We start from the raw sequence: 20,631 nt of genomic DNA, 5'->3' as shown, positions 1-20,631 counted from the left end.
TCTCGGCGATTGTCAGGCGTGATCGAGCGTCACGTGCGCTCCCTGGCGCCGTGAAACCCGGCCGGGACCGCAGCATCGGCCAGTCGCCGTCGAGTTTCGCCAAGAATCTACGGCCAGGAGCGCGCCGAGCCCCATACCCCGCCGTGTATGTTCGGCCAGGGCTGGGGGGAGGTGCGGGGCCGGGGGTGACTCGGGCTAGAAGGCGTACGGAAAACGGCGCCAGTCAGGGTCGCGGCGCTCAAGGAAGGCATCGCGCCCCTCTTGGGCCTCGTCGGTCATGTACGCCATGCGGGTGGCCTCGCCGGCGAACACCTGCTGGCCTGCCAGGCCGTCGTCGGCCAGGTTGAAGGCAAACTTCAGCATGCGGATGGCCTGCGGCGACTTTGTGGCGATGGTCTTCGCGTACTCGAGCGCGGTGGACTCCAGCTGCGCGTGCGGAACGGCCTCGTTCACGACGCCCCACTCGGCGGCGTCGGCAGCTGAGTATTCACGTGCGAGGAAGAAAATCTCGCGCGCCTTCTTGTCGCCTACCTGGCGGGCCAGCAACGCAGACCCATACCCGGCATCGAACGACCCCACGTTGGCGTCCGTCTGCTTGAAGCGCGCGTGCTCGAGGGACGCGATCGACAGGTCGGCCACGACATTCAGACTGTGGCCACCCCCGGCGGCCCAGCCATTCACGGCGGCGATCGTCACCTTGGGCATGGTGCGCATGAGGCGCTGGACCTCAAGGATGTGAAGGCGGCCCCCGTGAGCGGGAGCGTCAGCCGCGGAGCCCTCGTAGAGGTAGCCGTCCCGGCCCCGAATGCGCTGATCGCCACCCGAGCAGAATGCCCACACCCCATCCTTGGGCGCGGGGCCGTTGCCGGTGAGGATGACTGCCGCGACATCCGCCGTCATCCGTGCGTGGTCGAGCGCGCGGTACAGCTCGTCGACGGTCTGCGGGCGGAAGGCATTGCGCACCTCCGGCCGGTTGAAGGCAATGCGCACGGCAGGCAGGTCGCGCGTAGTGTCCCCGGACCGCTCCACCCACCGGTGATAGGTGATGTCGCCGTCAGGGAAGCCGTCAATCGACCGCCATTGCTGCGGGTCAAACGTGTCAGAGACCTGGGTGGGGATGCTCATATGGCCAGGGTAGTCGCAGGGGAGACGCAGCGATCCGACCCGGCCGCGGTCGCGACCGAGCCTGTGGCTCGCGACACGACGAGCCCAGCGGCGCGCCGTAGTCTGTGCCCATGGAGTTCAGGCCCTTCACCGTCGAGCTCACCACCCGTTTTCGCGCCACGACCCACCGCACGGGCGTCCTTGTGCACACCGTCGCCGCCGACGGCGCCCACCACTGGGGCGAGTACAGCCCTTTTCCCGACTACGACGCGGAGCGGGCAAGCCGGTGGTGGCGCGCGGCGATGGAAGCAGCCCGGGGTGAGTGGCCGGAGCCGGTGCGCGACAGCGTTGCTGTCAACAGCATCGTCCCGCTGGTCGACCCGGAGCGCGCCCGCGACTACGCCACGCGCAACGGGTGCACCACTGCGAAGGTCAAAGTGGGCGGCGGGTCAGACCTCCACCAGGATCTTGCCCGCGTCGAAGCCGTCGCGGACGCGCTAGGCGCCCACGGCCGGATCCGCGTGGACGTCAACGGTGGGTGGACCCTCGACGAGGCCATCCGCTGCCTGCCGCACCTGGACCGCGCGGCCCGCTCCGCCGGCGGACCAGGACTGCAGTATGCCGAGCAGCCCGTGGAGTCGGTCGACGACCTCGCAGCGCTGCGCCGCGCCGTCACTGTGCCGATCGCCGCAGACGAGTCCATCAGGATCCCCGGCACCGCGGACGCCGTGGTGCGTGCCGGCGCCGCAGACGTGCTGATCATCAAGGCACAACCGCTGGGGGGCGTGCGCCGGGCGCTGGAGATTATCGACAGTGCCGGGGACCTGGATGTGGTGGTGTCGAGCGCGATGGAGTCCTCGGTGGGCCTGGCCGCTGGGTTAGCGTTGGCGCGTGCCTTGCCTCGCGAGCCCCTCGCCTGCGGGTTGGGCACAGGCGCTTTGCTGAAGACGGACACGGTGGCCGCGACGTGGCTGCCGCAGGACGGGCGGATGTCCGCCGGTGAACTCGAGGTGATCGTGTGAGCAACCCCTCCGCCGAGTATGCGCGTGAACTCGTCGCCACCCTGGTCGAGCGAGGAGTCGTCGACTTCGTGCTGTGCCCCGGGTCCAGGTCCGGCCCCTTGGCACATGCGCTCGCGGAGGCCGGGGCCGACAACCCACCCTTGGGCGCACCGAGCGTCAACCTTCACGTACGGATCGACGAGCGCAGCGCCGCATTCCTGGCGCTGGGTTTGGCGCGCGGTCGGGCGGCGGTGGGCGAGCAGCGGGCCGTGGCGATTGTCACGACCTCGGGTACGGCGGTCGGCAACCTTCTCCCCGCAGTCATGGAGGCGCATCACGCTGGCGTGCCCCTCATCCTTCTCACAGCGGACCGGCCGCGTGAGCTGCGCGGCGTGGGGGCGAACCAGACCACGGACCAAGAGGGGATCTTTGGGACGTTCGTGCGGTGGGCGGCCACCTCGGCGGCGCCTGAAGATAGGGATGAGCCCGGTCGTGCCGCGCTCCTGGCTACCCAGGCAGTCGCGATCGCGTTGGGCGACCCCGCGCGCGATGACATGACGGGAACTCCGGGCGTGGTCCACCTCAATGTTGAGTTCCGCGACCCCTTGGGGGCGGACAACGGCGTGTGGAATGACCCCCCGCGTGTGGACCCGCACCCTTCGCAGGGGTCGTTCGGAACCCCAGTGGTCGCCGAGCCGGAGCCACTGCCTGACGTGGAGCGAGGCATCGTCATCGCCGGTGATGGTGCTGGCGACGTTGCGCGCCAGGTCGCCGAGGCCCACGGGTGGCCGCTGCTGGCAGAGCCTTCCTCGGGTGCGCGCGCGGGCGACGCCTGCATTGGCCCGTACCTCGACCTCTTGGCTACCCGTGAGGGTCAGGGCCTTGCCGATCGCATCCACCAGGTCGTCGTGATTGGCCGGCCAACGCTCTCACGACCAGTGCAGGCTTTGATCGCCCGCGCGCCGGCGCTCATGGTGGCTGCGCATGGAGCGCGGTGGCGGGAAGCTCCGCGGCATGCGGACCGGGTGGTGCGTGCGGTGCCGCGCAGGTGGACGAGCCGCGCGGACGGGCGCTTGGAACTGGGGGACTCGGCGTGGCTGCGCGAATGGCGCCAGGCGGCCGATGCCGTGGTCGCCGAGGAGCGGCCCTGGGGTAGGCGCGCGGTTGCGCGGGCGTTCCTGGGATCGCTCGGCGCAGGTGACGTGGCGGTCCTGGGATCGTCGGGTTCGATCCGCGCGGCTGACCGCATTGGCCCCGTCTGGGAGCCAGGGCAGGCGCCGGTGCTCCTAGCGAACCGTGGACTCGCTGGCATTGATGGGACGGTGGCGACCGCCGTGGGTGTGGCGCTCGCGGCGAATCAACCAGTGCAGGCGCTCATGGGAGACGTGACGTTCCTGCACGACGTGGGCGGTCTTCTCATTGGTCCGCGCGAGCAGCGGCCGCGGCTGCGCATCGTGGTGGTGAATGACGCCGGTGGCACCATCTTTGGCGGGTTGGAGCACGCAACGGCGCCCGCGGCCAACGTGGAGCGGGTGTTCACGACGCCGCATGGCGCGGACCTCGCGAGCCTGTGCGCTGGCTATGGCGTGGGGTACCGCCTAGTGACTCAGGCCGATGCCCTGGGCACCGCGCTCGCGGTGCCACCAGTCGCGTTCGAGGTCGTCGAGGCGCGGCTGCGCTAAGCGGTCACGGCGCGTCGGGCGAGTCGGCGGCCCCCTGGGTCTCCCTCAGGCGTCGCTGAATGACGGCGTGCCGTTCAAGGAACGTCCGCTCGTCGAGCTTTTTGCGGCGCAGCCACCCGGTCACTTCGGAGTTGTGCTTGCTGGCATTGCACGACGCGCAGGCCGGCACCACGTTGTCGAGCGTGTAGCGCCCGCCGCGGGAAATGGGTTGCACGCAGTCCTTTTGTAAGGCCACGTCCGTTGCGCCGCAGTACGCGCACCCGCCCCACGCGTCCACGAGCGCCTGCCACTGCTGCGCAGCGAGGTCGTTGTCGACGCGCGCGAGCCGGTTCTTGCGCCGCTTCGCGTACCGAGCACGGGTCGCCGCCGACTGATTTGCGGAGGAGCGCCGACGGGTGGTCACACGCGGATGCTACTGCGCGGGGCTTGCCGGGAAGTCGAGACGCGACGGTGTCACACAGACAGCACAATTTTGCGCTGCCCGGGCGTGGGGCGGCATGCGGCAACGAAGGCCTCGTCCACGCGCTCGACTGGAACCACGTCGGTCACCATGCGTTCCGCGAACCACGGGTTGTCGATCAGGTAGTCCTGTGCGCGCTCCAACGTGTCACGGTGATGGGTGGTCACGCCCGTCACGAGCGTGCCTCCCCGCCTGAAGAAGCTGCGCATGGGCAGCGCGTACCAGTCGTCATCTGGGACGCCAAAGGCCAGCACCGTGCCCGAGGCACCGACGGCGTTCATGGCGTCCGCGACCGTTGAAGGCTGGTGCCCCACCATCTCAATGACAATGTCGGGACGGTCGTTGTCCGCGATCTCGTTCGCCCAGATGCGTGAGTTCAGCGCGAGGAGGTCGTCAAACGGCAGCCCGGCAGCATCGGCCCTCCGGTCCAGCGGGTCCACGCCCACAATGCGCCCGGCGCCAAAGTGGCGCGCCAGCACCGAGGTCATGAGCCCAAACGGCCCCACCCCGACAATCCCCACTGAACGGCCCTCGAGCGGACCCAAGCGATCGAATACGGTCATGAGGCAAGCCACGGACTGAGCCACCGTCGCTAAGGGATCGCTGACATCCATACGGACCTTCGCGACTTGGTCGCCCCGCGTCGTGAACACCCCGCGCAACGCGTCCCAGTTGGAGGCCCAGCCCACGACCCGGTCTCCCGGCGCAAAGTCGGTGTGCGCACTGTCGCGGACGGTGCCGACGACCTCGTGCATTGGCCTCCCTGGCTGCCCAGCGCCCCCCGCGGGCACCAGCGCGCCCTTCGCGAACGGCAGGTCGGAGCCGCACACCGCACCCGCCGTCAGCTCGACTACGACCTCGCCAAGCGCGGGTGCGGACGGCACCGCCACTTCCACGCGCTCAAACTGCAACGGTGCGGTCAGCCGGTACGCCCAGGTGGTCTCCATGGTCGGAACCTAGCAACGGGCCGCCGGACGCATCCGGGACCTTGGGCCGTGACAGCCCTAATGGCGTCGCGCGACCAGCACCGAATCCCGCCACAGCCGCTCATGCCCGCCGTCGCCGAGCGTGACGCGCTCGCGGACCTGCGCGGACACCTCCCACGCATCGCGGTCCAGCACGTCAGCGACCGTCTCTGCGGCGAAGGCGGCGTCCTTGAGGTCGGGGTGGTCCGCGGCATGCGGGTCCGTGGGGTGGTGCCCCACGACCACGAGCCTGCCGCCTGGGGCAACCGCCTGGGCGAGCGTCTCCACTAGCCACCGGCCACCCTGGGCAGGGTGGGTGTACATGGACGTCACCAACTCCCACGGTCGGTCGCGCTCGATGACCTGCTCGATGTCTTCATCCGTGAAGGTCACGTGCGCTGCGACGCCGGACGCCTCCGCGTGCACCTGAGCCCTCGCGAGGGCCGTCGCAGACAGGTCCACTCCCGTGACCTTCCACCCTTGGGTCGCGAGCCAGACCGCGTCTGCGCCTTCGCCGCAGCCCACTTCGAGGGCCCGTGCGGGGGCGGCGTTCTCCACCGCGTCCACCAGCGGAGCGTTGGGCTGGCCAGACCACAGCGCCTCTCGCTCGCGGTACTTCGCTTCCCAGGATTCGCGCGAGAAGTCTGGCATGGGCGCTGCGTGCGTGTGATCTGCGTGCGTGTGAGCGCCGGGGGCGTGTGCGTGTTCTGGGTGCGTCATGGCGGCCCTTTCGCGTGGGGAGGGCCTGTCATGGCCCCTCATGCCGATTCTGCCCCGATTTGCCCTCAAGCGGCAGGCTACAACGCGCCGAGTGCCCTTCGCATGGGTTCCAGCTTGGCTTGAGACTCGGCCCACTCCGACTGCGGCTCGCTTGCCGCGACGATCCCGCACCCCGCAAACAAACGCAGATGGGTGGGGTCCTCCTGGTTCACCTCGGCAGAGCGCAAGCCAATGCACCATTCCCCGTCGCCGGCGGCGTTAATCCAGCCCACGGGGCCCGCGTAGCGACCGCGGTCCAGGCCCTCAAGATCGTCGATCACCTGGGCGGCGGTCAGGGTGGGGGTGCCGCAGACAGCGGCCGACGGGTGAAGTTCCCGGATGAGCTCCAACGCGGATGCATTGTGGCTGAGCACACCCGTGACGTCTGTCGCGAGGTGCATCACGTTCGGCAGGTGAAGGACCGACGGCGCCTCAGGCACGTTCACGGAACCACAGTGGGCGGCGAGAACCTGCGTGACTGACTGCACCGCATACTCGTGCTCTTCCAAGTCCTTCGAGGACCGTGCGAGGGCGGCAGCGTGGGCAAGATCGGCGGTCTCGTCTCCCGTGGGGCGAATGGTCCCGGCGAGCACGCGGGACGTCACCAGGCCGTGATCCACCCGAGCGAGAAGTTCGGGCGTGGCGCCCACCAGGCCGTCCACGTGGAACGTCCAGCAGCGCTCGTAGTCTTCCGCCAGGCGCGCAAGCAACGTGCGCACGTCCACCGGAGCATCGGCCCTCGCCTCGACGGCCCGGGCCAGCACCACCTTGTCCAGCACGCCGTCGGCAATGCGCTCAACGGCGGCCGTCACCGCATGGGTCCACGCTGCTTGGTTGCCGTCCTCAACCGCGACGCTGCCAACGCGTCGGGGTTCCGAATGCGCGGCAGTGATGTCCGCGAGTGCGGGCATCTCGCCCAGACCGTCTTCGCTCACCACCGTCAGCCACGTGCAGTCGCCTCGCTGGCCCACCACGTAGCGCGGGACAATGAGCGTTCCGCCAGCGCTCGACGAGTCTGCGAACGCGAACGATCCAAACGCGATCAACCCCGTTCCCGGGTGGTGCACGTCATCGCGGACTACGGCGTGGCGGCTGATGCGCCGCCACCATGCGTCGGCGTCGTCAATGCGGTGAGTGCCCGCAGTGTCCAGCCGTGCCACCTCTCCCCACGCTACGAGGCCTTCGCCGCGCCTCACCCATGACATCCCGCCCTCAGGCAACAGGGATAGGAGGTCATCGACCGCGTCGATCTCGACGGTGCGAACCGTCAGCGGGCCGGGGGTCGCGGGCTGAACACTCACCTAAGTAAGCCTACGTCTGCGCGACGGGCATTCGAAACGGCAGTCACACCCTCACGCCCAACCGCTGCAGGTGCGAGTTCGCGAACCGCCCAGCCGGGTCCAGCCGCTCAAACTGTGCCCGGGCATCGGCGAGGCGCGGCGTGACCGCGGCCACGGCATCGGCCCCCATGGTGTGGACCTTTCCCCAATGCGGGCGGGCGCCAAACGGCGCGAGCGCCTCCTCGATGCGGGGGGTGAGAGCGCTGACGGCTGCGGGCGCGTTGCGCCACGTGAAGTGGATAGCAAGCGTGTCACGGCCGTAGGCGCCCGACAGCCACAGGGCGTCGGCCGCGACCGTTCGCAGCTCGGTGACGAGCAGGTGTGGGGCGATGTCGCTCGAGAGAGCGCGCACGGCGGTGAGTGCGGCTGCGGCGTCCTTGAGGTCGACAAAGTACTCGGTCTGGATCTCGTCACCATTGGAGGGTGTCGAGTCCAACCGGAAGTGGGGGAGTCGTTCGAGCCAGGGACCCTCGACGCCGCCCTTGACGGTGAGGTTGTCAGGCGGGACTCCGACCAAGCCGGCCTCCTCGGGGCGCTCGAACCGGGCGCCCAGCCAGGTGGGATCAGGCGCGTCCGCGTCGTTGATGCGGCTCTTGCGCCACACCTGTTGAAGCGTGTCCTCTGCCCAGGTGGTGAAGGCGCTCACTGAGTATCCGGCGCTCATGACCGCGGGAACGTCGTCGAGGAACCTCTCCCACGAGAGGCCGCGGTACACGTCCTGGCGGACCAGGAAGGTGGGCTGCACGTCGAGCGTGAGCCGCACCACGACGCCGTAGGCGCCAAGCCCCACGACCAGGCCCTCGAATCCGTCATCGCCGCGACGCGCCACACGCAAATCTCCTGCGGCGTCGACGTACTCGAGCGCCTGCACCGCGTCCGACAGGCAGCCATTCGTGACGCCCGAGCCGTGAGTGCCGGTCGCGACAGCGCCGCCAATAGAGATGTGAGGGAGGGATCCCATGTTGTGCAGGGCCCAGCCGCGGCCCTCGAGCCACACGGCCAGATCGCCGTAGCGGGTGCCGGCACCCACCGTCACGGTGCGCGCGGACTGATCCAGCTGGGGATCGGGCGCGATGCCGGTGACGGTGATGAGCGTGCCGGAGGTGTCTGCGAGGTCGTTAAAGCTGTGGCGGGTTCCGAGCGCGCGGATGGGGCCCGTGGTCTCCGCGACGGCGGCCTGGACCTGGCCGATGCTCGTGGCCTCAATAAGGCGGGTGGCAGTAAAGACGTGCGTTCCGGCCCAGGTAGCTCCAATGCTCATGGAGCCAGCCTACGGGCGGGGTGCGACGATGAGCCGTGGCTTGCCGCGTGTGGGGCGGGGCCGCAGACGGGTAGACGTGGGTTGCCGAGTTTGGTGGGGCGGCACGCAATTACGCAACACCGGTATTGCGATTTTTGTACGGGGAGCGAGGCATTTGCGTTCGTGACCATGGTCCTGAACCGCGTAGGCTATGGGCGTGAAAACTCAAGCCGACGTGATCGTGGTGGGCGCGGGCCCTGGTGGCTCCGCCGTCGCGTATTACCTCGCACGCGAGGGCTTTGACGTCATCGCATTAGAGAAGTCACGCTTCCCGCGCGAGAAGGTCTGCGGCGATGGTCTGACGCCCCGCGCAGTGCGCGAACTGCAGCTTCTCGACCTTCCGACTCCCCGCGAAGAAGGCTGGATCCCCAACTGGGGCCTGCGCATGATCGGTGGCGGCCACCGCCTCGAATTCCCCTGGCACGAGCAGGAGTCGTTCCCCAACTATGGGTTGAGCCTCACTCGCGCGAACTTCGATCACCGCCTCGCCGAGCACGCCCGCTCCGCTGGCGCCGACATCCGCGAGGGCTGGCACGTGACCGGCTCAGTCCGCGATGACCTCACCGGCAGGGTCACGGGCGTCACCGCAAAGGCGACTGACGAGAAGGGGCGCAAGGTTGGTGACGAGGTCACCTACTCCGCCCCCGTCGTGATCGCCGCCGACGGCGTGAGCGCGCGCATCGCCTTGGGCCTTGGCATGGAACGCATGGAGAACCGCCCCATGGGGGTGGCCGTGCGCACCTACTTCGAGACGCCCCGCCACGACGAAGAGTGGATGGAGGGCCACCTCACCATCTGGGACGGCGAGCCTGGCAAGTCCAACCTCCTTCCCGGCTACGGCTGGATCTTCCCCCTGGGCGACGGGACCGCGAACATCGGCCTCGGTACCCTGAGCCCCAATGGCGCGCCGTCTGGCCTGGACCACCGCGCCCTGTTCGACGGCTGGATCAAGAACAGCCTGGGCGACTGGGGAATCGACCCCGAGGCGCCCGTGTCCAAGGTGCAGGGCGCCGCCATCCCAATGGCCTTCAACCGTCAGCCGCACTACGTGCCTGGCCTCATGCTCGTGGGCGACTCGGGCGGCATGGTGAGCCCCTTCAACGGCGAGGGCATCGCCTATGCCATGCACTCCGCCCGCCGTGCCTGCGAGTCGCTCGTCGCATGGCGCGAGGCGTCCACGGACGGCGCCCGCGAAGCCGCACTCGAAGGCTACGCGCGCCAGATGAAGGATGACTTGGGCGGCTACTACTCCTTGGGCCGTGTGTTCGCGGAGCTGATCGCGCACCCGGCAGTGATGAAGGTCTGCACCAAGTACGGTCTCCCGCGGCCCCTGATCATGCAGTTCACGCATAAACTGCTGGCGGACGTGTACGAACCCCGTGGGGGCGACTGGGCAGACCGGCTCATGTCTACGCTGACTAAGGTGGCACCCGCCGCATGACGACTTTCCGCACCGCTTCCGACGACCAAAACGAAGGAGCCGCTCAGTGAATCCCTACGTCCCCATCGTGGTGATGATCTGCGTCGCCGCACTGATGGCGGTGGCTGGCCTGATCGTCAGCCGCCTCGTGGGTCCCCAGCGCTACAACTCCGCGAAGGTGGACCAGTACGAGTCCGGCCTGCAGCCCACCCCGGGCGCGGTCGGCGGCGGACGCGTGCCGATCAAGTATTACCTCGTAGCGATGACCTTCATCGTCTTCGACATCGAGGTCGTCTTCCTGTACCCGTGGGCCGTCGCTCACGACGCACTGGGATGGTTCGGCCTCATCGCGACAATGACCTTCCTCGCCCTCATCACGATCCCCTTCGTGTACGAGTGGCGCCGCGGCGGATTTGAGTGGGACTGACTTATGGGTATTGAAGAGAGTGCACCTCCGTTCATGCTCGGCACTGTCGAGAAGTTTGTGGGCTACATGCGAGCAGGCTCGCTGTGGCCGGCAACCTTCGGCTTGGCGTGCTGCGCAATCGAGATGATGGGCACCGGTACGTCCCGGTTCGACATCTCGCGCTTTGGCTCCGAGGTCTTCCGTGGCTCACCGCGCCAGGCAGACATGATGATCGTCGCGGGTCGCGTGTCCAACAAGATGGCCCCCATTGTTCGCCAGGTCTACGACCAGATGGCCGAGCCCAAGTGGGTGCTGTCGATGGGCGTGTGTGCCTCCTCGGGTGGCATGTTCAACAACTACGCGATTGTCCAGGGCGTTGACCACGTGGTGCCGGTGGACATCTACCTTCCCGGTTGCCCGCCTCGCCCCGAGATGCTGATCAACGCGCTGCTGGAGCTGCAGGAGCAGGTCAAGAACACCCCCATGGGCGCCAACCGTCGCGAGATCGCCGCCGCCGCAGAGGCCGCCGCGCTCAAGGCGACCCCGACCATTGACCAGAAGGGGCTGCTGCGTTGAGCGACAACAACGAGATTCAGCCGGTCGAGGCTGAGGGCCGTTCACCCCTGACGCTCATCAACGTCCGCGAGGGACTGTTCGGCGCCAAGGGCGACACGTCGGGATTCGACGGACTCGTCAAGCCGGTCCAGATGCCCGGTGCGTCCGAGCGCCCGTACGGCGAATGGTTCGACGGCGTCGTTGACGTCCTTGAGGAGCTCCTTGGGGACAAGGCTGCTGAGGCGATCGAGTACGTCGTCGTTGCCCGCGGCGAGCTCACGCTCTACATCGCGCGCGATCACCTGTACGAGGTTGCCCAGCACCTGCGCGACGACCAGGATCTGCGCTTCGAAATGTGCCTGGGCGTGTCCGGCGTGCACTACCCCGCCGACAAGGGCCGCGAACTACACGCCGTCTACCCCATGCAGTCCATCACCCACAACCGCCGCCTGCGCGTGGAAGTGGCCGTGGACGACAACGACCCCCACATCCCGTCCCTGTGCGCGATCTACCCCATGAACAACTGGCACGAGCGTGAGACCTGGGACTTCTTTGGCATCATCTTTGACGGCCACCCGTCGCTCGCTCGCATTGAAATGCCGGACGACTGGGTAGGCCACCCGCAGCGCAAGGACTACCCCCTGGGCGGCATTCCGATCGAATACAAGGGTGCAGAAGTGCCCTCGCCCGGTGAGCGGAGGCAGTACCGATGAACAACCCCACCGCACAGGCAACCGGCTCCTTCGTCGAAGATGCCGACGTTCCCGAGTACAACGTTTACGGTGCCGACTGGTCGGAGACCGTGGAAGAGGCCATGCGCCTGGGCCAACAGCGCATCGTCATGAACATGGGCCCCCAGCACCCGTCTACGCACGGTGTGCTGCGCGTCATGCTCGAGATCGAAGGCGAGACCGTCACGGAAGCCCGTGCCGGCATCGGCTATCTCCACACCGGTATCGAGAAGAACATGGAGTACCGGACGTGGACGCAGGGCGTGACGTTCTGTACCCGCATGGACTACGTGGCCTCGATGACTCAGGAGCTCGCGTACTGCCTTGGCATTGAGAAGCTGCTGGGCATCACGGATGACATCCCCGAGCGCGCCTCCATTTTGCGCGTGCTCATGGCGGAGCTCACCCGCATTGGCTCCCACCTGGTCGCCGTCGGCACCGGTGGAAACGAGTTGGGCGCCACCACGATCATGACCACGGCATTCATTGGCCGTGAAGAGACCTTCAAGGTCATCGAAATGATCACCGGCCTGCGCACGAACAACAACTACATCCGCCCCGGCGGCGTCTCCCAGGGCCTTCCCGAGGGCGGCATCGAGGCGCTGCGCGCGATGGTGCCCGAGGTCAAGCTGCGCCTAGACGAGCTGTCCGCGCTGCAGATGGAAAACCCCATCCTCAAGGGACGTCTCAAGAACGTCGCCAAGGTCGACCTCCCCGCCGCCACCGCGCTCGGTATCACCGGCCCCATCCTGCGCGCGACCGGACTGCCGTACGACCTGCGCAAGGCAGAGCCGTACTGCGGTTACGAGACCTACGACTTCCAGGTGCCGACCTCGACCGACTCCGACGCGTGGGCACGCATGGTCCTGCGCATGGAAGAGTGCTACGAGTCGCTGAAGATCGTCGAGCAGTGCATCGACCGTCTCGAGAAGCTTGGCGACGGCCCCGTCATGGTCGCGGACAAGAAGATCGCATGGCCCGCTCAGTTGTCGATCGGCAGCGACGGCCAGGGCAACTCGCCTGAGCACATCCGCCACATCATGGGTGAGTCCATGGAGGCGCTGATCCACCACTTCAAGCTGGTCACCGAGGGCTTCGATGTCCCCGCTGGCCAGGTTTACCAGGCCATTGAGGGACCCAAGGGTCTGCTCGGTGTGCACCTGGTGTCCGACGGCGGAGCCAAGCCGTGGCGTGCCCACTTCCGTGACCCCGGCTTCAACAACCTGCAGGCGCTGTCGATCATGTGCGAGGGCGGCCAGGTGGCCGACGTCGTGGTCGCGATCGCGTCGATCGACATGGTGCTGGGAGGCGTGGACCGATGACCTACGACGCAGACACCCTCGCGCAGTTGCGCAAGGACGCGGACGAGATCCTGAGCCGGTACCCGGTGAAGCGGTCCGCGCTGTTGCCGCTCCTGCACCTGGTGCAGTCGGTTGACGGCTACGTGAGCCCCGACGGCATCTCCTTCTGTGCCGAGGTCGTTGACCTCACGAGCGCCGAGGTCTCCGCGGTCGCGACGTTCTACACCCAGTACAAGCGCCGCCCCAACGGCGAGTACCAGGTGGGCGTGTGCACCACCGCGCTGTGCGCGACGATGGGCGGCGACGAGATTTGGCGTCAGCTGTCCGACAAGTGCGGCGTGGGTCACGACGAGACCACGGCCGACGGCAAGATTTCCCTCGAGCGCATCGAGTGCAACGCGGCGTGCGATTACGCCCCCGTGATGATGGTCAACTGGGAGTTCTTCGACAACATGACGCCTGACCGCGCGCTGCGCGTCGTGGACGACATCCTCGAGGGACGTGACGTGAAGCCCACCCGCGGCCCCCACAAGGTGTCGACGTTCAAGGAGACCGAGCGAGTCCTCGCCGGCTTCGAGGACGGCAAGGTGGACGAGGACCAAGGTGTGGGCGATCCCACGCTGGTGGGCCTCAAGATCGCCCGCGAGCAGGGCTGGGAGGAGCAGCGATGACCGACCTCACCCCCGTCTTGTCGGCGACCTGGGACGCAGAGCAGTCCTGGAAGCTGTCGACGTATGAGAGCCACGGCGGCTACCGCGCGCTCAAGAAGGCGCTTGGGATGGACAAGAACGACATTGTCCAGGCCGTGAAGGACTCCGGTCTGCGCGGCCGTGGTGGCGCGGGCTTCCCCACCGGTATGAAGTGGGGCTTCCTGCCCCCGGACGACGGCGGCCCCCGCTACCTGGTGGTGAACGCAGACGAGTCCGAGCCGGGCACGTGCAAGGACATCCCGACCATGCTCTCGGCACCTCAGGTGCTGATCGAGGGCGTCGCGATCACGTCTTACGCCATTGGCTGCAACCACGCCTTCATTTACCTGCGTGGCGAGGTCACTCACGTGTACCGCCGCCTCATGCAGGCCGTGCGTGAGGCATACGCAGCCGGTCACCTTGGCAAGAACATCCACGGCTCCGGGTTCGACCTCGACGTCACCGTGCACGCCGGCGCCGGCGCGTACATCTGTGGTGAAGAGACCGCCCTGCTGGACTCCCTTGAGGGCCGACGCGGTCAGCCGCGCCTCAAGCCGCCGTTCCCCGCGGTCGCGGGTCTGTACGCTCGCCCGACTGTGGTCAACAACGTGGAATCCATTGCGTCTGTCCCCGCGATCATCGACCGTGGCGTCGAGTGGTTTACCTCGATGGGCACTGAGCGCTCCAAGGGCATGGGCCTGTTCTCGCTGTCAGGGCACGTTGAACGCCCAGGCCAGTACGAGGCCCCGCTCGGGATCACCCTGCGCGAACTGCTGGATATGGCTGGTGGTGTCCGCGGCGGCAAGAAGCTCAAGTTCTGGACGCCAGGCGGGTCATCCACCCCGATCTTCACCGACGAGCACCTCGACACCCCGCTGGACTACGAGTCCGTGGGTTCGGCGGGCTCCATGCTCGGTACCCGTGCCCTACAGATCTTCGACGAGACCACCTGCGTGGTGCGCGTCGTCACTCGCTGGACCGAGTTCTATAAGCACGAGTCCTGCGGCAAGTGCACCCCGTGCCGCGAAGGCACCTTCTGGCTGACCCAGATTCTCAAGCGCATCGAGGGCGGCCAGGGCACCGAGGCAGACATTCAGCAGCTGCTCGACACGTGCGAGTCGATCCTTGGGCGCGCGTTCTGCGCGCTTGGCGACGGTGCCACGAGCTGCATTTCCAGTTCCATTCAGTACTTCCGGGAGGAGTTCGAACAGCACATCGCGGATGCCGCGTGCCCGTTCGACCACTCCGCATCTGCGCTGTTTGACTACGACGCACCCGCGAAGGTCACCGAGGAGGCTCACGCATGACCTCGACCGCGGACAAGGCCACCACGCAGGCCGTCGAGACCGTCTCACTGACGATCGACGGCACCGAGGTGACCGTGCCCAAGGGCACCCTCATCATCCGTGCCGCCGAGCAGGTCGGTATCGACATCCCGCGCTTTTGCGACCACCCGCTGCTGAAGCCTGCAGGTGCGTGCCGCCAGTGCCTCGTGGATGTCGCCGCGCCTGACCGTGAAGGCAACGTGCGGCCGTTCCCCAAGCCGCAGGCCTCGTGCACCATGACGGTGATGGACGGGATGGTCGTCAACACTCAGCACTCCTCGGAGACCGCCCAGAAGGCGCAGGAGGGTGTGATGGAGCTGCTGCTCATCAACCACCCCCTTGACTGCCCGGTCTGTGACAAGGGTGGCGAATGCCCCCTGCAGAACCAGGCGATGAGCAATGGCCGCACCGAGACGCGCTTCATCGACGTCAAGCGCGTCTTCGAGAAGCCGCTGTCGCTGAGCTCGCAGATCCTCTTGGACCGCGAGCGTTGCATCCTGTGCCAGCGTTGCACCCGTTTCTCGAAGGAGATCGCGGGCGACGCGTTCATCGATCTCCAGAACCGTGGTGCGATGCAGCAGATCGGCACGTTCAATGAGGATGTCCTCGAGTTCGACGGCTACGAGCCCATCGGCGTCGCCGCGGAGGATGAGTCCGGCCGTGCCTTCTCGTCGTACTACTCGGGCAACACGATCCAGATTTGCCCCGTTGGCGCCCTGACGAGCGCGTCCTACCGATTCCGTTCGCGCCCGTTTGACCTGGTCTCGAGCCCCGGAATCTCGGAGCACGACTCCTCGGGTTCCGCGATCCGCACGGACCACCGGCGCGGCAAGATTCTGCGCCGCCTCGCTGACAACGACCCCGTGGTGAACGAAGAGTGGATCACGGACAAGGACCGCTTCGCTTTCTCGTGGCAGAACCTGTCTGACCGCATCACTCGCCCGCTGGTGCGCGGCGAGGACGGTCAGTTGCACGAGGCCTCGTGGCCTGACGCCCTCGCGGCGGCAGCCAAGGGCTTGCGCGCGGCGCTGACCGGAGACGAGGCCCAGGGTGCGGCAGTGCTCCCCGGCGGTCGCGTCACGCTCGAGGACGCCTACGCGTACCAGAAGTTTGCCCGCACGGTGCTGGGCACCAACGATGTTGACGTGCGCACCCGCACCGCGTCCGACGAGGAGATCGCCTTCCTGGGCTCCTCCGTCGCCGCGACCGGCATGGGAGTGACCTTCGCCGACCTCGAGAAGGCCCCCGCCGTGCTGCTCGCCGGCTTTGAGCCCGAGGACGAAGGCGGTGTGGTCTTCCTGCGCCTGCGCAAGTCCGTAGGTTCGCAGCAGGTCTTCACCGTGGCGCCATTCCTCACGCGCGGTGCGGAAAAGCTCGACGCAACGCTCCTGCCTGCCGCCCCCGGTGGCGAAGGCAAGGCCCTCGCTGGGGTCAAGGGCTCCACGGAGGCGTCCGAGGCGCTGAAGGCCGACGGCTCGATCATCGTGGTCGGCGAACGCCTGGCCGGGTCGCCCGGCGCCTATACCCAGGCACTGGCGCTCGCCAAGCGCACCGGCGCACGGCTGGCGTGGATCCCTCGCCGTGCCGGAGAGCGCGGTGCGCTTGAAGCTGGCGCCCTCCCCACGCTCCTGCCGGGCGGACGCTCGGTGACCGAGGCATCGGCCCGTTCCGCGGTTGCCCAGGCCTGGGGTGTGGACGCGCTGCCCGAGGCCGCTGGCCGCGACGCAGCCTCGATCATCGCCGCCGCGAAGGATGGCAAGCTCGACGCCCTGATCCTGGGCGGTGTCACGCCGTCCGACGTCACCGGCGACCTGAGCGCCGCCATTGAGCGCACCGGCTTTGTGCTGTCGCTTGAAGTGCGCCGCTCTGAGGTGGCCGAGGCGGCCGACGTGGTCTTGCCCGTGGCGCCGCCGTCAGAGAAGTCAGGCACGTTCGTCAACTGGGAGGGACGCCTGCGCGGCTTCGCGACCGCGATCAAGACGGACGCCATGAGCGACCACCGCGTGCTCGACATCCTCGCTCGCGAACTGGGCGTGCACCTGGGCACCGGCACGGTGGGCGAAGTGTCCCAGCAGCTCGGCGCCCTGGGTGCTGCGGCAGCCGGTGAGCGTCCCGCCGCGCCCAAGGTGGATGCCGTCAAGATCGACGCGAAGCCCGGTGCCGACCTGGTGCTGGCCTCGTGGCACCAGCTCGTTGACGAGGGTGCCCTTCAGGACGGTGAACCGTACCTTGCGGGCACCGGCCGCACCTCCGTTGCGCGCCTGTCGCGCAAGACGGCCGATGCTGTGGGCCTCAAGGACGGCCTGGTGACGGTCTCGACGCAGTACGGTTCACTCGAACTGCCGGTGGCGATCACGGACATGATCGACGGTGTGGTCTGGGTCCCGGCGAAGTCGCCTGGGTCGTGGGTCGCTCAGGAACTCGGCGTGGAGCCGGGTGCGCGCGTCACGGTCAAGGGAGGCATGTGATGATCTCGACCCTGCTGACTGCGGTGGATCCCGTTGAGGCCACCACCGCCGCCTTGGCAGACGACCCGCTATGGGTGCCGATCGTCAAGTCCGTCATCATCCTCGTCTTCCTGCTGACGAGCGTGCTGTTCGCAGTCTGGTTCGAGCGCCGTGTGATCGGTCGCCTCCAGCTGCGTCCAGGACCCAACCGCCTGGGACCGTTCGGCCTGCTGCAGTCGGTCTCCGACGCGATGAAGCTCCTGTTCAAGGAGGACATCACGGTCCGCGCCGCGGACAAGGTGCTGTACATCGTGGCGCCCGCGATCTCCGTGTTCTGCGCGTTCCTGATTTTCGCGGTCATCCCGTTTGGGCCGGAGATCACGATCCCTGGCACGGACAACACGACGCCCATGATGCTGACGGACTTCCCCGTCGCGGTGCTCTACATCCTGGCCTGCGCGGCCCTGGGTGTGTACGGCATTGTGCTGGGTGGTTGGGCCTCCGGCTCGACCTACCCGCTGATGGGTGCGATCCGTTCCACCGCACAGGTCATCTCCTACGAACTCGCGATGGGCCTGTCGCTCGTCACCGTGTTCTTGCTGTCGAGCACCATGTCCACGACCGGCATTGTCGCGGCGCAGGAAGACCGCTGGTGGATCTGGCCGCTGTTCCCCGCCTTCGTGATTTACGTCATCTCCATGGTCGGCGAGACCAACCGCCTGCCCTTCGACCTTCCCGAGGCCGAGGGCGAGCTGGTGGCCGGCTTCATGACCGAGTACTCGTCCATGAAGTTCGCGTGGTTCTTCCTCGCGGAGTACATGAACATGATCAACGTGTCCGCCGTGGCCGCCACGCTGTTCCTTGGAGGCTGGCATGCGCCGTGGCCCATGGATTGGCCAGGCGGCGAGTTCCTCAACTCCGCGTGGCTTGGCCCCGTATGGCTGATCCTCAAGATCTGGCTGCTCATGTTCTTCTTCGTGTGGGTGCGCGGTTCGCTGCTGCGCTTCCGCTACGACCAGTTCATGAAGTTTGGGTGGAAGGTCCTCATCCCTGTCGGCCTGGGATGGCTCGTTTTCTTCTCCGTGGGTCGCCAGATCTTCGACTCGTGGGGCCGTGACCTCGCCGTCTACGACGCCGTCGCCGGCCTGGTGGGCATCCTGCTCACCATCTCCGTGATCAGCTTCATCAAGGACGCGAAGGAAGCGAAGAAGCCGGAAGAGACGGAGCCAGAGCCTGAGGTTCTGGACGCCTTTGCTGGCGGATACCCGGTCCCGCCGCTGCCACACCAGACCCTGCCCCCCTCGCCTCGCTCCGGTCGCACCGTTGAGGCGAGCGCCAGCCGAGCCGCCACCGAAGGAGGCGACGATGACTGACTCCGACGACGTCTGGAAGGTCAACCGTGAGCGCGACGGCGCTGCGGAGAAGTTCGAGTCCAACCTGCCCGAGCCGGGCCCGGTTGGCAAGGTGTTCGCACCCGTCGCCGGTTTTGGTGTCACGCTGCGCAACTTCTTCAAGCCCACCGTGACCGAGCAGTACCCGGACAAGCGAGACACGGCCATGCCTCGCTACCACGGGCGTCACCAGCTCAACCGCTACGCCGATGGTCTCGAGAAGTGCATTGGCTGCGAGCTGTGCGCCTGGGCATGCCCTGCTGACGCGATCTACGTGGAGGCGGACTCCAACACGCCGGACGCGCAGTACTCGCCCGGTGAGCGCTACGGCCGCGTCTATCAGATCAACTACCTACGCTGCATTTTCTGTGGCCTGTGCATCGAGGCGTGCCCCACGCGTGCACTGACGATGACCACGGACTACGAGCTCGCCGGTCCCACCCGTGAGGGTCTCATCTACGAGAAGCAGGACCTCCTGGCCCCCATGGGCAAGGACATGCTGGCGGCGCCTCACCCCATGGTGCCGGGCACTGTTGATGACGACTACTACAAGGGCGATGTCCTGAAGGTGGTCGAGGAGCAGGTGGACTGGGTCCGCGAGAACCGTCCTGAGGACGAGACTCTGCCGGAGAACCGAGTGTCGGAGGCCGCCCGTGGTAAGTGAGGTCCTGTTCTGGATCGTGGCGGCACTCACCGTCATTCCTTCGCTGGCGCTGCTGTTTGCTAAGCGTCCGGTGCACATCGCGATGTCGATCGTGTTGGTCATGGTCGGGCTCGCCGCCGCCTACGTGGGCCTCGGCGCCCCGTTCCTTGGCGTGGTGCAGATCGTGGTCTACACGGGCGCCGTCATGATGATGTTCCTGTTCGTGATGATGCTCGTGGGCGTGGACAACGCTGAAGACATGCGCGAGACCATCAAGGGCCAGAAGTGGATTGGCTTCCTCGCCGCCGGCGGCCTGGGCATCCTGCTGATCTCCGTGATCGGCGATGCGTCCATCGAGCCGCGCTTGACGGACACGGTGGGTAACCCAGAAGGTGTCGCGATGATCCTCTTCAGTGAGTACGTCCTCGTCATGGAGGTTTTGGGCTTTTTGCTCATTACCGCCGCCGTGGGCGCGCTCGTGCTCACTCACGTCCCGCGCCTGACTCCGCGCCGCACTCAGGTCGAACTGCAGGCGGCACGCGTGCTCGCGGGAGCTAACCCCGTGAACAAGCCCATGCCAGGTGTGTACGCGCGCCACAACGCGCTCGACGTCCCCGCACTCGACCCCCAGGGCCAGCCCATCGAGGAGTCGGTCTCTCGCGTGCTGGAGATCCGCCGCCAGACGCAGGACGGCCAGGAGTTCCGGGCCCAGCTCGAGGACACCGACAATCCTGACCATGAGGCGCGCCCGCACGGTGCGCCCTCGCGCGACGCCGACACGCGCAACACCCGCGACGGGGAGGAGCCCAAGTGACTGCCATGAGCTTCGTGTACCTCGCCGCGATCCTGTTCGCGATTGGCGCGGCCGCCGTGCTGCTGCGCCGCAACGCGATCGTCGCTTTTATGGGCGTTGAGTTGATGCTCAATGCCGCCAACCTCGTGCTCGTCGCGTTCTCCAGGATGTACGGAGAGCTGGACGGCCAGATCATGGCGTTCTTCGTCATGGTGGTCGCGGCCGCCGAGGTTGTGGTGGGACTGGCGATCATCATCGCCCTGTTCCGCGCACGTCAGACCATCTCGCTCGACGAGCCCGCCGAGCTGAAGGGGTAAGG

General features: G+C 67.3%; 20 protein-coding genes. 14 read left to right on the top strand and 6 right to left on the bottom strand.

Features of this window, described 5'->3' with window-relative positions; genetic code table 11:
• Positions 1-195: 195 nt before the first annotated feature.
• A complete protein-coding gene (locus AOP75_RS03855; protein WP_062077004.1) occupies positions 196-1,125 on the bottom strand; it encodes a 1,4-dihydroxy-2-naphthoyl-CoA synthase in 930 nt (309 codons plus the stop codon).
• Between the two features lie 110 nt (positions 1,126-1,235).
• On the opposite strand from AOP75_RS03855, the gene AOP75_RS03850 reads away from it, so the two are divergent.
• On the top strand, positions 1,236-2,126 hold the full coding sequence (locus AOP75_RS03850) for an o-succinylbenzoate synthase (protein WP_062077003.1): 891 nt from the start codon (positions 1,236-1,238) through the stop codon (positions 2,124-2,126).
• A complete protein-coding gene (gene menD / locus AOP75_RS03845) occupies positions 2,123-3,787 on the top strand; it encodes a 2-succinyl-5-enolpyruvyl-6-hydroxy-3-cyclohexene-1-carboxylic-acid synthase (RefSeq protein WP_062077002.1) in 1,665 nt (554 codons plus the stop codon). Before AOP75_RS03850 ends, menD begins: the two co-directional genes overlap by 4 nt.
• 4 nt (positions 3,788-3,791) lie before the next feature.
• Here the strand turns inward: menD and AOP75_RS03840 are convergent, their stop codons facing one another.
• The 5 genes from AOP75_RS03840 to AOP75_RS03820 form a co-directional block, all read right to left on the bottom strand.
• The gene (locus AOP75_RS03840; RefSeq protein ID WP_062077001.1) at positions 3,792-4,190 is read right to left on the bottom strand and encodes an HNH endonuclease; all 399 of its coding nucleotides are present in this window, start codon (positions 4,188-4,190) and stop codon (positions 3,792-3,794) included.
• Between the two features lie 50 nt (positions 4,191-4,240).
• On the bottom strand, positions 4,241-5,194 hold the full coding sequence (locus tag AOP75_RS03835; protein WP_062077000.1) for a zinc-binding dehydrogenase: 954 nt from the start codon (positions 5,192-5,194) through the stop codon (positions 4,241-4,243).
• A 57-nt stretch (positions 5,195-5,251) separates the two neighbouring features.
• Complete coding sequence (locus tag AOP75_RS03830; RefSeq protein WP_083966833.1) at positions 5,252-5,863, bottom strand: class I SAM-dependent methyltransferase; 612 nt, start codon at positions 5,861-5,863, stop codon at positions 5,252-5,254.
• Between the two features lie 146 nt (positions 5,864-6,009).
• Positions 6,010-7,272: an isochorismate synthase gene (locus AOP75_RS03825; protein WP_062076998.1), complete on the bottom strand. Its 1,263-nt coding sequence runs from the start codon at positions 7,270-7,272 to the stop codon at positions 6,010-6,012.
• Between the two features lie 43 nt (positions 7,273-7,315).
• Positions 7,316-8,572, bottom strand: coding sequence for an FAD-binding protein (locus tag AOP75_RS03820; protein ID WP_062076997.1), 1,257 nt, complete (start codon positions 8,570-8,572; stop codon positions 7,316-7,318).
• A 190-nt stretch (positions 8,573-8,762) separates the two neighbouring features.
• Between AOP75_RS03820 and AOP75_RS03815 the strand changes: the two genes are divergently transcribed.
• The 12 genes from AOP75_RS03815 to nuoK are packed head-to-tail and all read left to right on the top strand — an operon-like array spanning position 8,763 to position 20,629.
• A complete protein-coding gene (locus AOP75_RS03815) occupies positions 8,763-10,052 on the top strand; it encodes a geranylgeranyl reductase family protein (RefSeq protein WP_062076996.1) in 1,290 nt (429 codons plus the stop codon).
• A gap of 46 nt (positions 10,053-10,098) precedes the next feature.
• Positions 10,099-10,458 (top strand): NADH-quinone oxidoreductase subunit A, encoded by a 360-nt coding sequence (locus AOP75_RS03810; RefSeq protein ID WP_083966673.1) that lies wholly within the window; start codon positions 10,099-10,101, stop codon positions 10,456-10,458.
• A 3-nt stretch (positions 10,459-10,461) separates the two neighbouring features.
• Positions 10,462-11,013 carry an NADH-quinone oxidoreductase subunit B gene (locus AOP75_RS03805; RefSeq protein WP_062076995.1) on the top strand — a complete coding sequence of 184 codons (552 nt, stop codon included), beginning with the start codon at positions 10,462-10,464 and terminating at the stop codon, positions 11,011-11,013.
• Positions 11,010-11,705 carry an NADH-quinone oxidoreductase subunit C gene (locus AOP75_RS03800; RefSeq protein WP_062076994.1) on the top strand — a complete coding sequence of 232 codons (696 nt, stop codon included), beginning with the start codon at positions 11,010-11,012 and terminating at the stop codon, positions 11,703-11,705. The genes AOP75_RS03805 and AOP75_RS03800 overlap by 4 nt, the downstream gene beginning before the upstream one ends.
• Positions 11,702-13,045, top strand: a complete 1,344-nt coding sequence (locus AOP75_RS03795) for an NADH-quinone oxidoreductase subunit D (protein ID WP_062076993.1) — start codon at positions 11,702-11,704, stop codon at positions 13,043-13,045. Before AOP75_RS03800 ends, AOP75_RS03795 begins: the two co-directional genes overlap by 4 nt.
• Positions 13,042-13,695 (top strand): NADH-quinone oxidoreductase subunit NuoE, encoded by a 654-nt coding sequence (gene nuoE, locus AOP75_RS03790; protein ID WP_062076992.1) that lies wholly within the window; start codon positions 13,042-13,044, stop codon positions 13,693-13,695. Before AOP75_RS03795 ends, nuoE begins: the two co-directional genes overlap by 4 nt.
• Entirely contained in the window at positions 13,692-15,020 is a 1,329-nt protein-coding gene (nuoF, locus tag AOP75_RS03785; protein ID WP_062076991.1) for an NADH-quinone oxidoreductase subunit NuoF, read from the top strand. Before nuoE ends, nuoF begins: the two co-directional genes overlap by 4 nt.
• Positions 15,017-17,506, top strand: a complete 2,490-nt coding sequence (locus AOP75_RS03780) for an NADH-quinone oxidoreductase subunit G (RefSeq protein WP_062076990.1) — start codon at positions 15,017-15,019, stop codon at positions 17,504-17,506. The genes nuoF and AOP75_RS03780 overlap by 4 nt, the downstream gene beginning before the upstream one ends.
• Complete coding sequence (gene nuoH / locus AOP75_RS03775; protein ID WP_083966672.1) at positions 17,506-18,858, top strand: NADH-quinone oxidoreductase subunit NuoH; 1,353 nt, start codon at positions 17,506-17,508, stop codon at positions 18,856-18,858. Before AOP75_RS03780 ends, nuoH begins: the two co-directional genes overlap by 1 nt.
• Positions 18,851-19,540 (top strand): NADH-quinone oxidoreductase subunit NuoI, encoded by a 690-nt coding sequence (gene nuoI / locus AOP75_RS03770; protein ID WP_062076989.1) that lies wholly within the window; start codon positions 18,851-18,853, stop codon positions 19,538-19,540. The genes nuoH and nuoI overlap by 8 nt, the downstream gene beginning before the upstream one ends.
• Positions 19,530-20,333, top strand: a complete 804-nt coding sequence (locus AOP75_RS03765) for an NADH-quinone oxidoreductase subunit J (protein ID WP_062076988.1) — start codon at positions 19,530-19,532, stop codon at positions 20,331-20,333. The genes nuoI and AOP75_RS03765 overlap by 11 nt, the downstream gene beginning before the upstream one ends.
• The gene (nuoK, locus tag AOP75_RS03760) at positions 20,330-20,629 is read left to right on the top strand and encodes an NADH-quinone oxidoreductase subunit NuoK (RefSeq protein WP_062076987.1); all 300 of its coding nucleotides are present in this window, start codon (positions 20,330-20,332) and stop codon (positions 20,627-20,629) included. The genes AOP75_RS03765 and nuoK overlap by 4 nt, the downstream gene beginning before the upstream one ends.
• Positions 20,630-20,631 lie beyond the last annotated feature (2 nt).

This window comes from Demequina globuliformis (assembly GCF_000975155.1).
Taxonomy (GTDB): Bacteria; Actinomycetota; Actinomycetes; order Actinomycetales; family Demequinaceae; genus Demequina; species Demequina globuliformis.
The sequence above is the reverse complement of the archived record's forward strand: the minus strand, read 5'-3'. Positions and strand labels throughout refer to the sequence as shown.

Bases quoted from the DNA above. Each gene is read 5' to 3' on its own strand.
- AOP75_RS03855 (WP_062077004.1), bottom strand. From the start codon at position 1,125: ATGAGCATCCCCACCCAGGTCTCTGACACGTTTGACCCGCAGCAATGG.
- AOP75_RS03850 (WP_062077003.1), top strand. From the start codon at position 1,236: ATGGAGTTCAGGCCCTTCACCGTCGAGCTCACCACCCGTTTTCGCGCC.
- AOP75_RS03835 (WP_062077000.1), bottom strand. From the start codon at position 5,194: ATGGAGACCACCTGGGCGTACCGGCTGACCGCACCGTTGCAGTTTGAG.
- AOP75_RS03830 (WP_083966833.1), bottom strand. From the start codon at position 5,863: ATGCCAGACTTCTCGCGCGAATCCTGGGAAGCGAAGTACCGCGAGCGA.
- AOP75_RS03820 (WP_062076997.1), bottom strand. From the start codon at position 8,572: ATGAGCATTGGAGCTACCTGGGCCGGAACGCACGTCTTTACTGCCACC.
- AOP75_RS03815 (WP_062076996.1), top strand. From the start codon at position 8,763: ATGGGCGTGAAAACTCAAGCCGACGTGATCGTGGTGGGCGCGGGCCCT.
- AOP75_RS03805 (WP_062076995.1), top strand. From the start codon at position 10,462: ATGGGTATTGAAGAGAGTGCACCTCCGTTCATGCTCGGCACTGTCGAG.
- AOP75_RS03795 (WP_062076993.1), top strand. From the start codon at position 11,702: ATGAACAACCCCACCGCACAGGCAACCGGCTCCTTCGTCGAAGATGCC.
- nuoE (WP_062076992.1), top strand. From the start codon at position 13,042: ATGACCTACGACGCAGACACCCTCGCGCAGTTGCGCAAGGACGCGGAC.
- nuoF (WP_062076991.1), top strand. From the start codon at position 13,692: ATGACCGACCTCACCCCCGTCTTGTCGGCGACCTGGGACGCAGAGCAG.
- AOP75_RS03780 (WP_062076990.1), top strand. From the start codon at position 15,017: ATGACCTCGACCGCGGACAAGGCCACCACGCAGGCCGTCGAGACCGTC.
- nuoH (WP_083966672.1), top strand. From the start codon at position 17,506: ATGATCTCGACCCTGCTGACTGCGGTGGATCCCGTTGAGGCCACCACC.
- nuoI (WP_062076989.1), top strand. From the start codon at position 18,851: ATGACTGACTCCGACGACGTCTGGAAGGTCAACCGTGAGCGCGACGGC.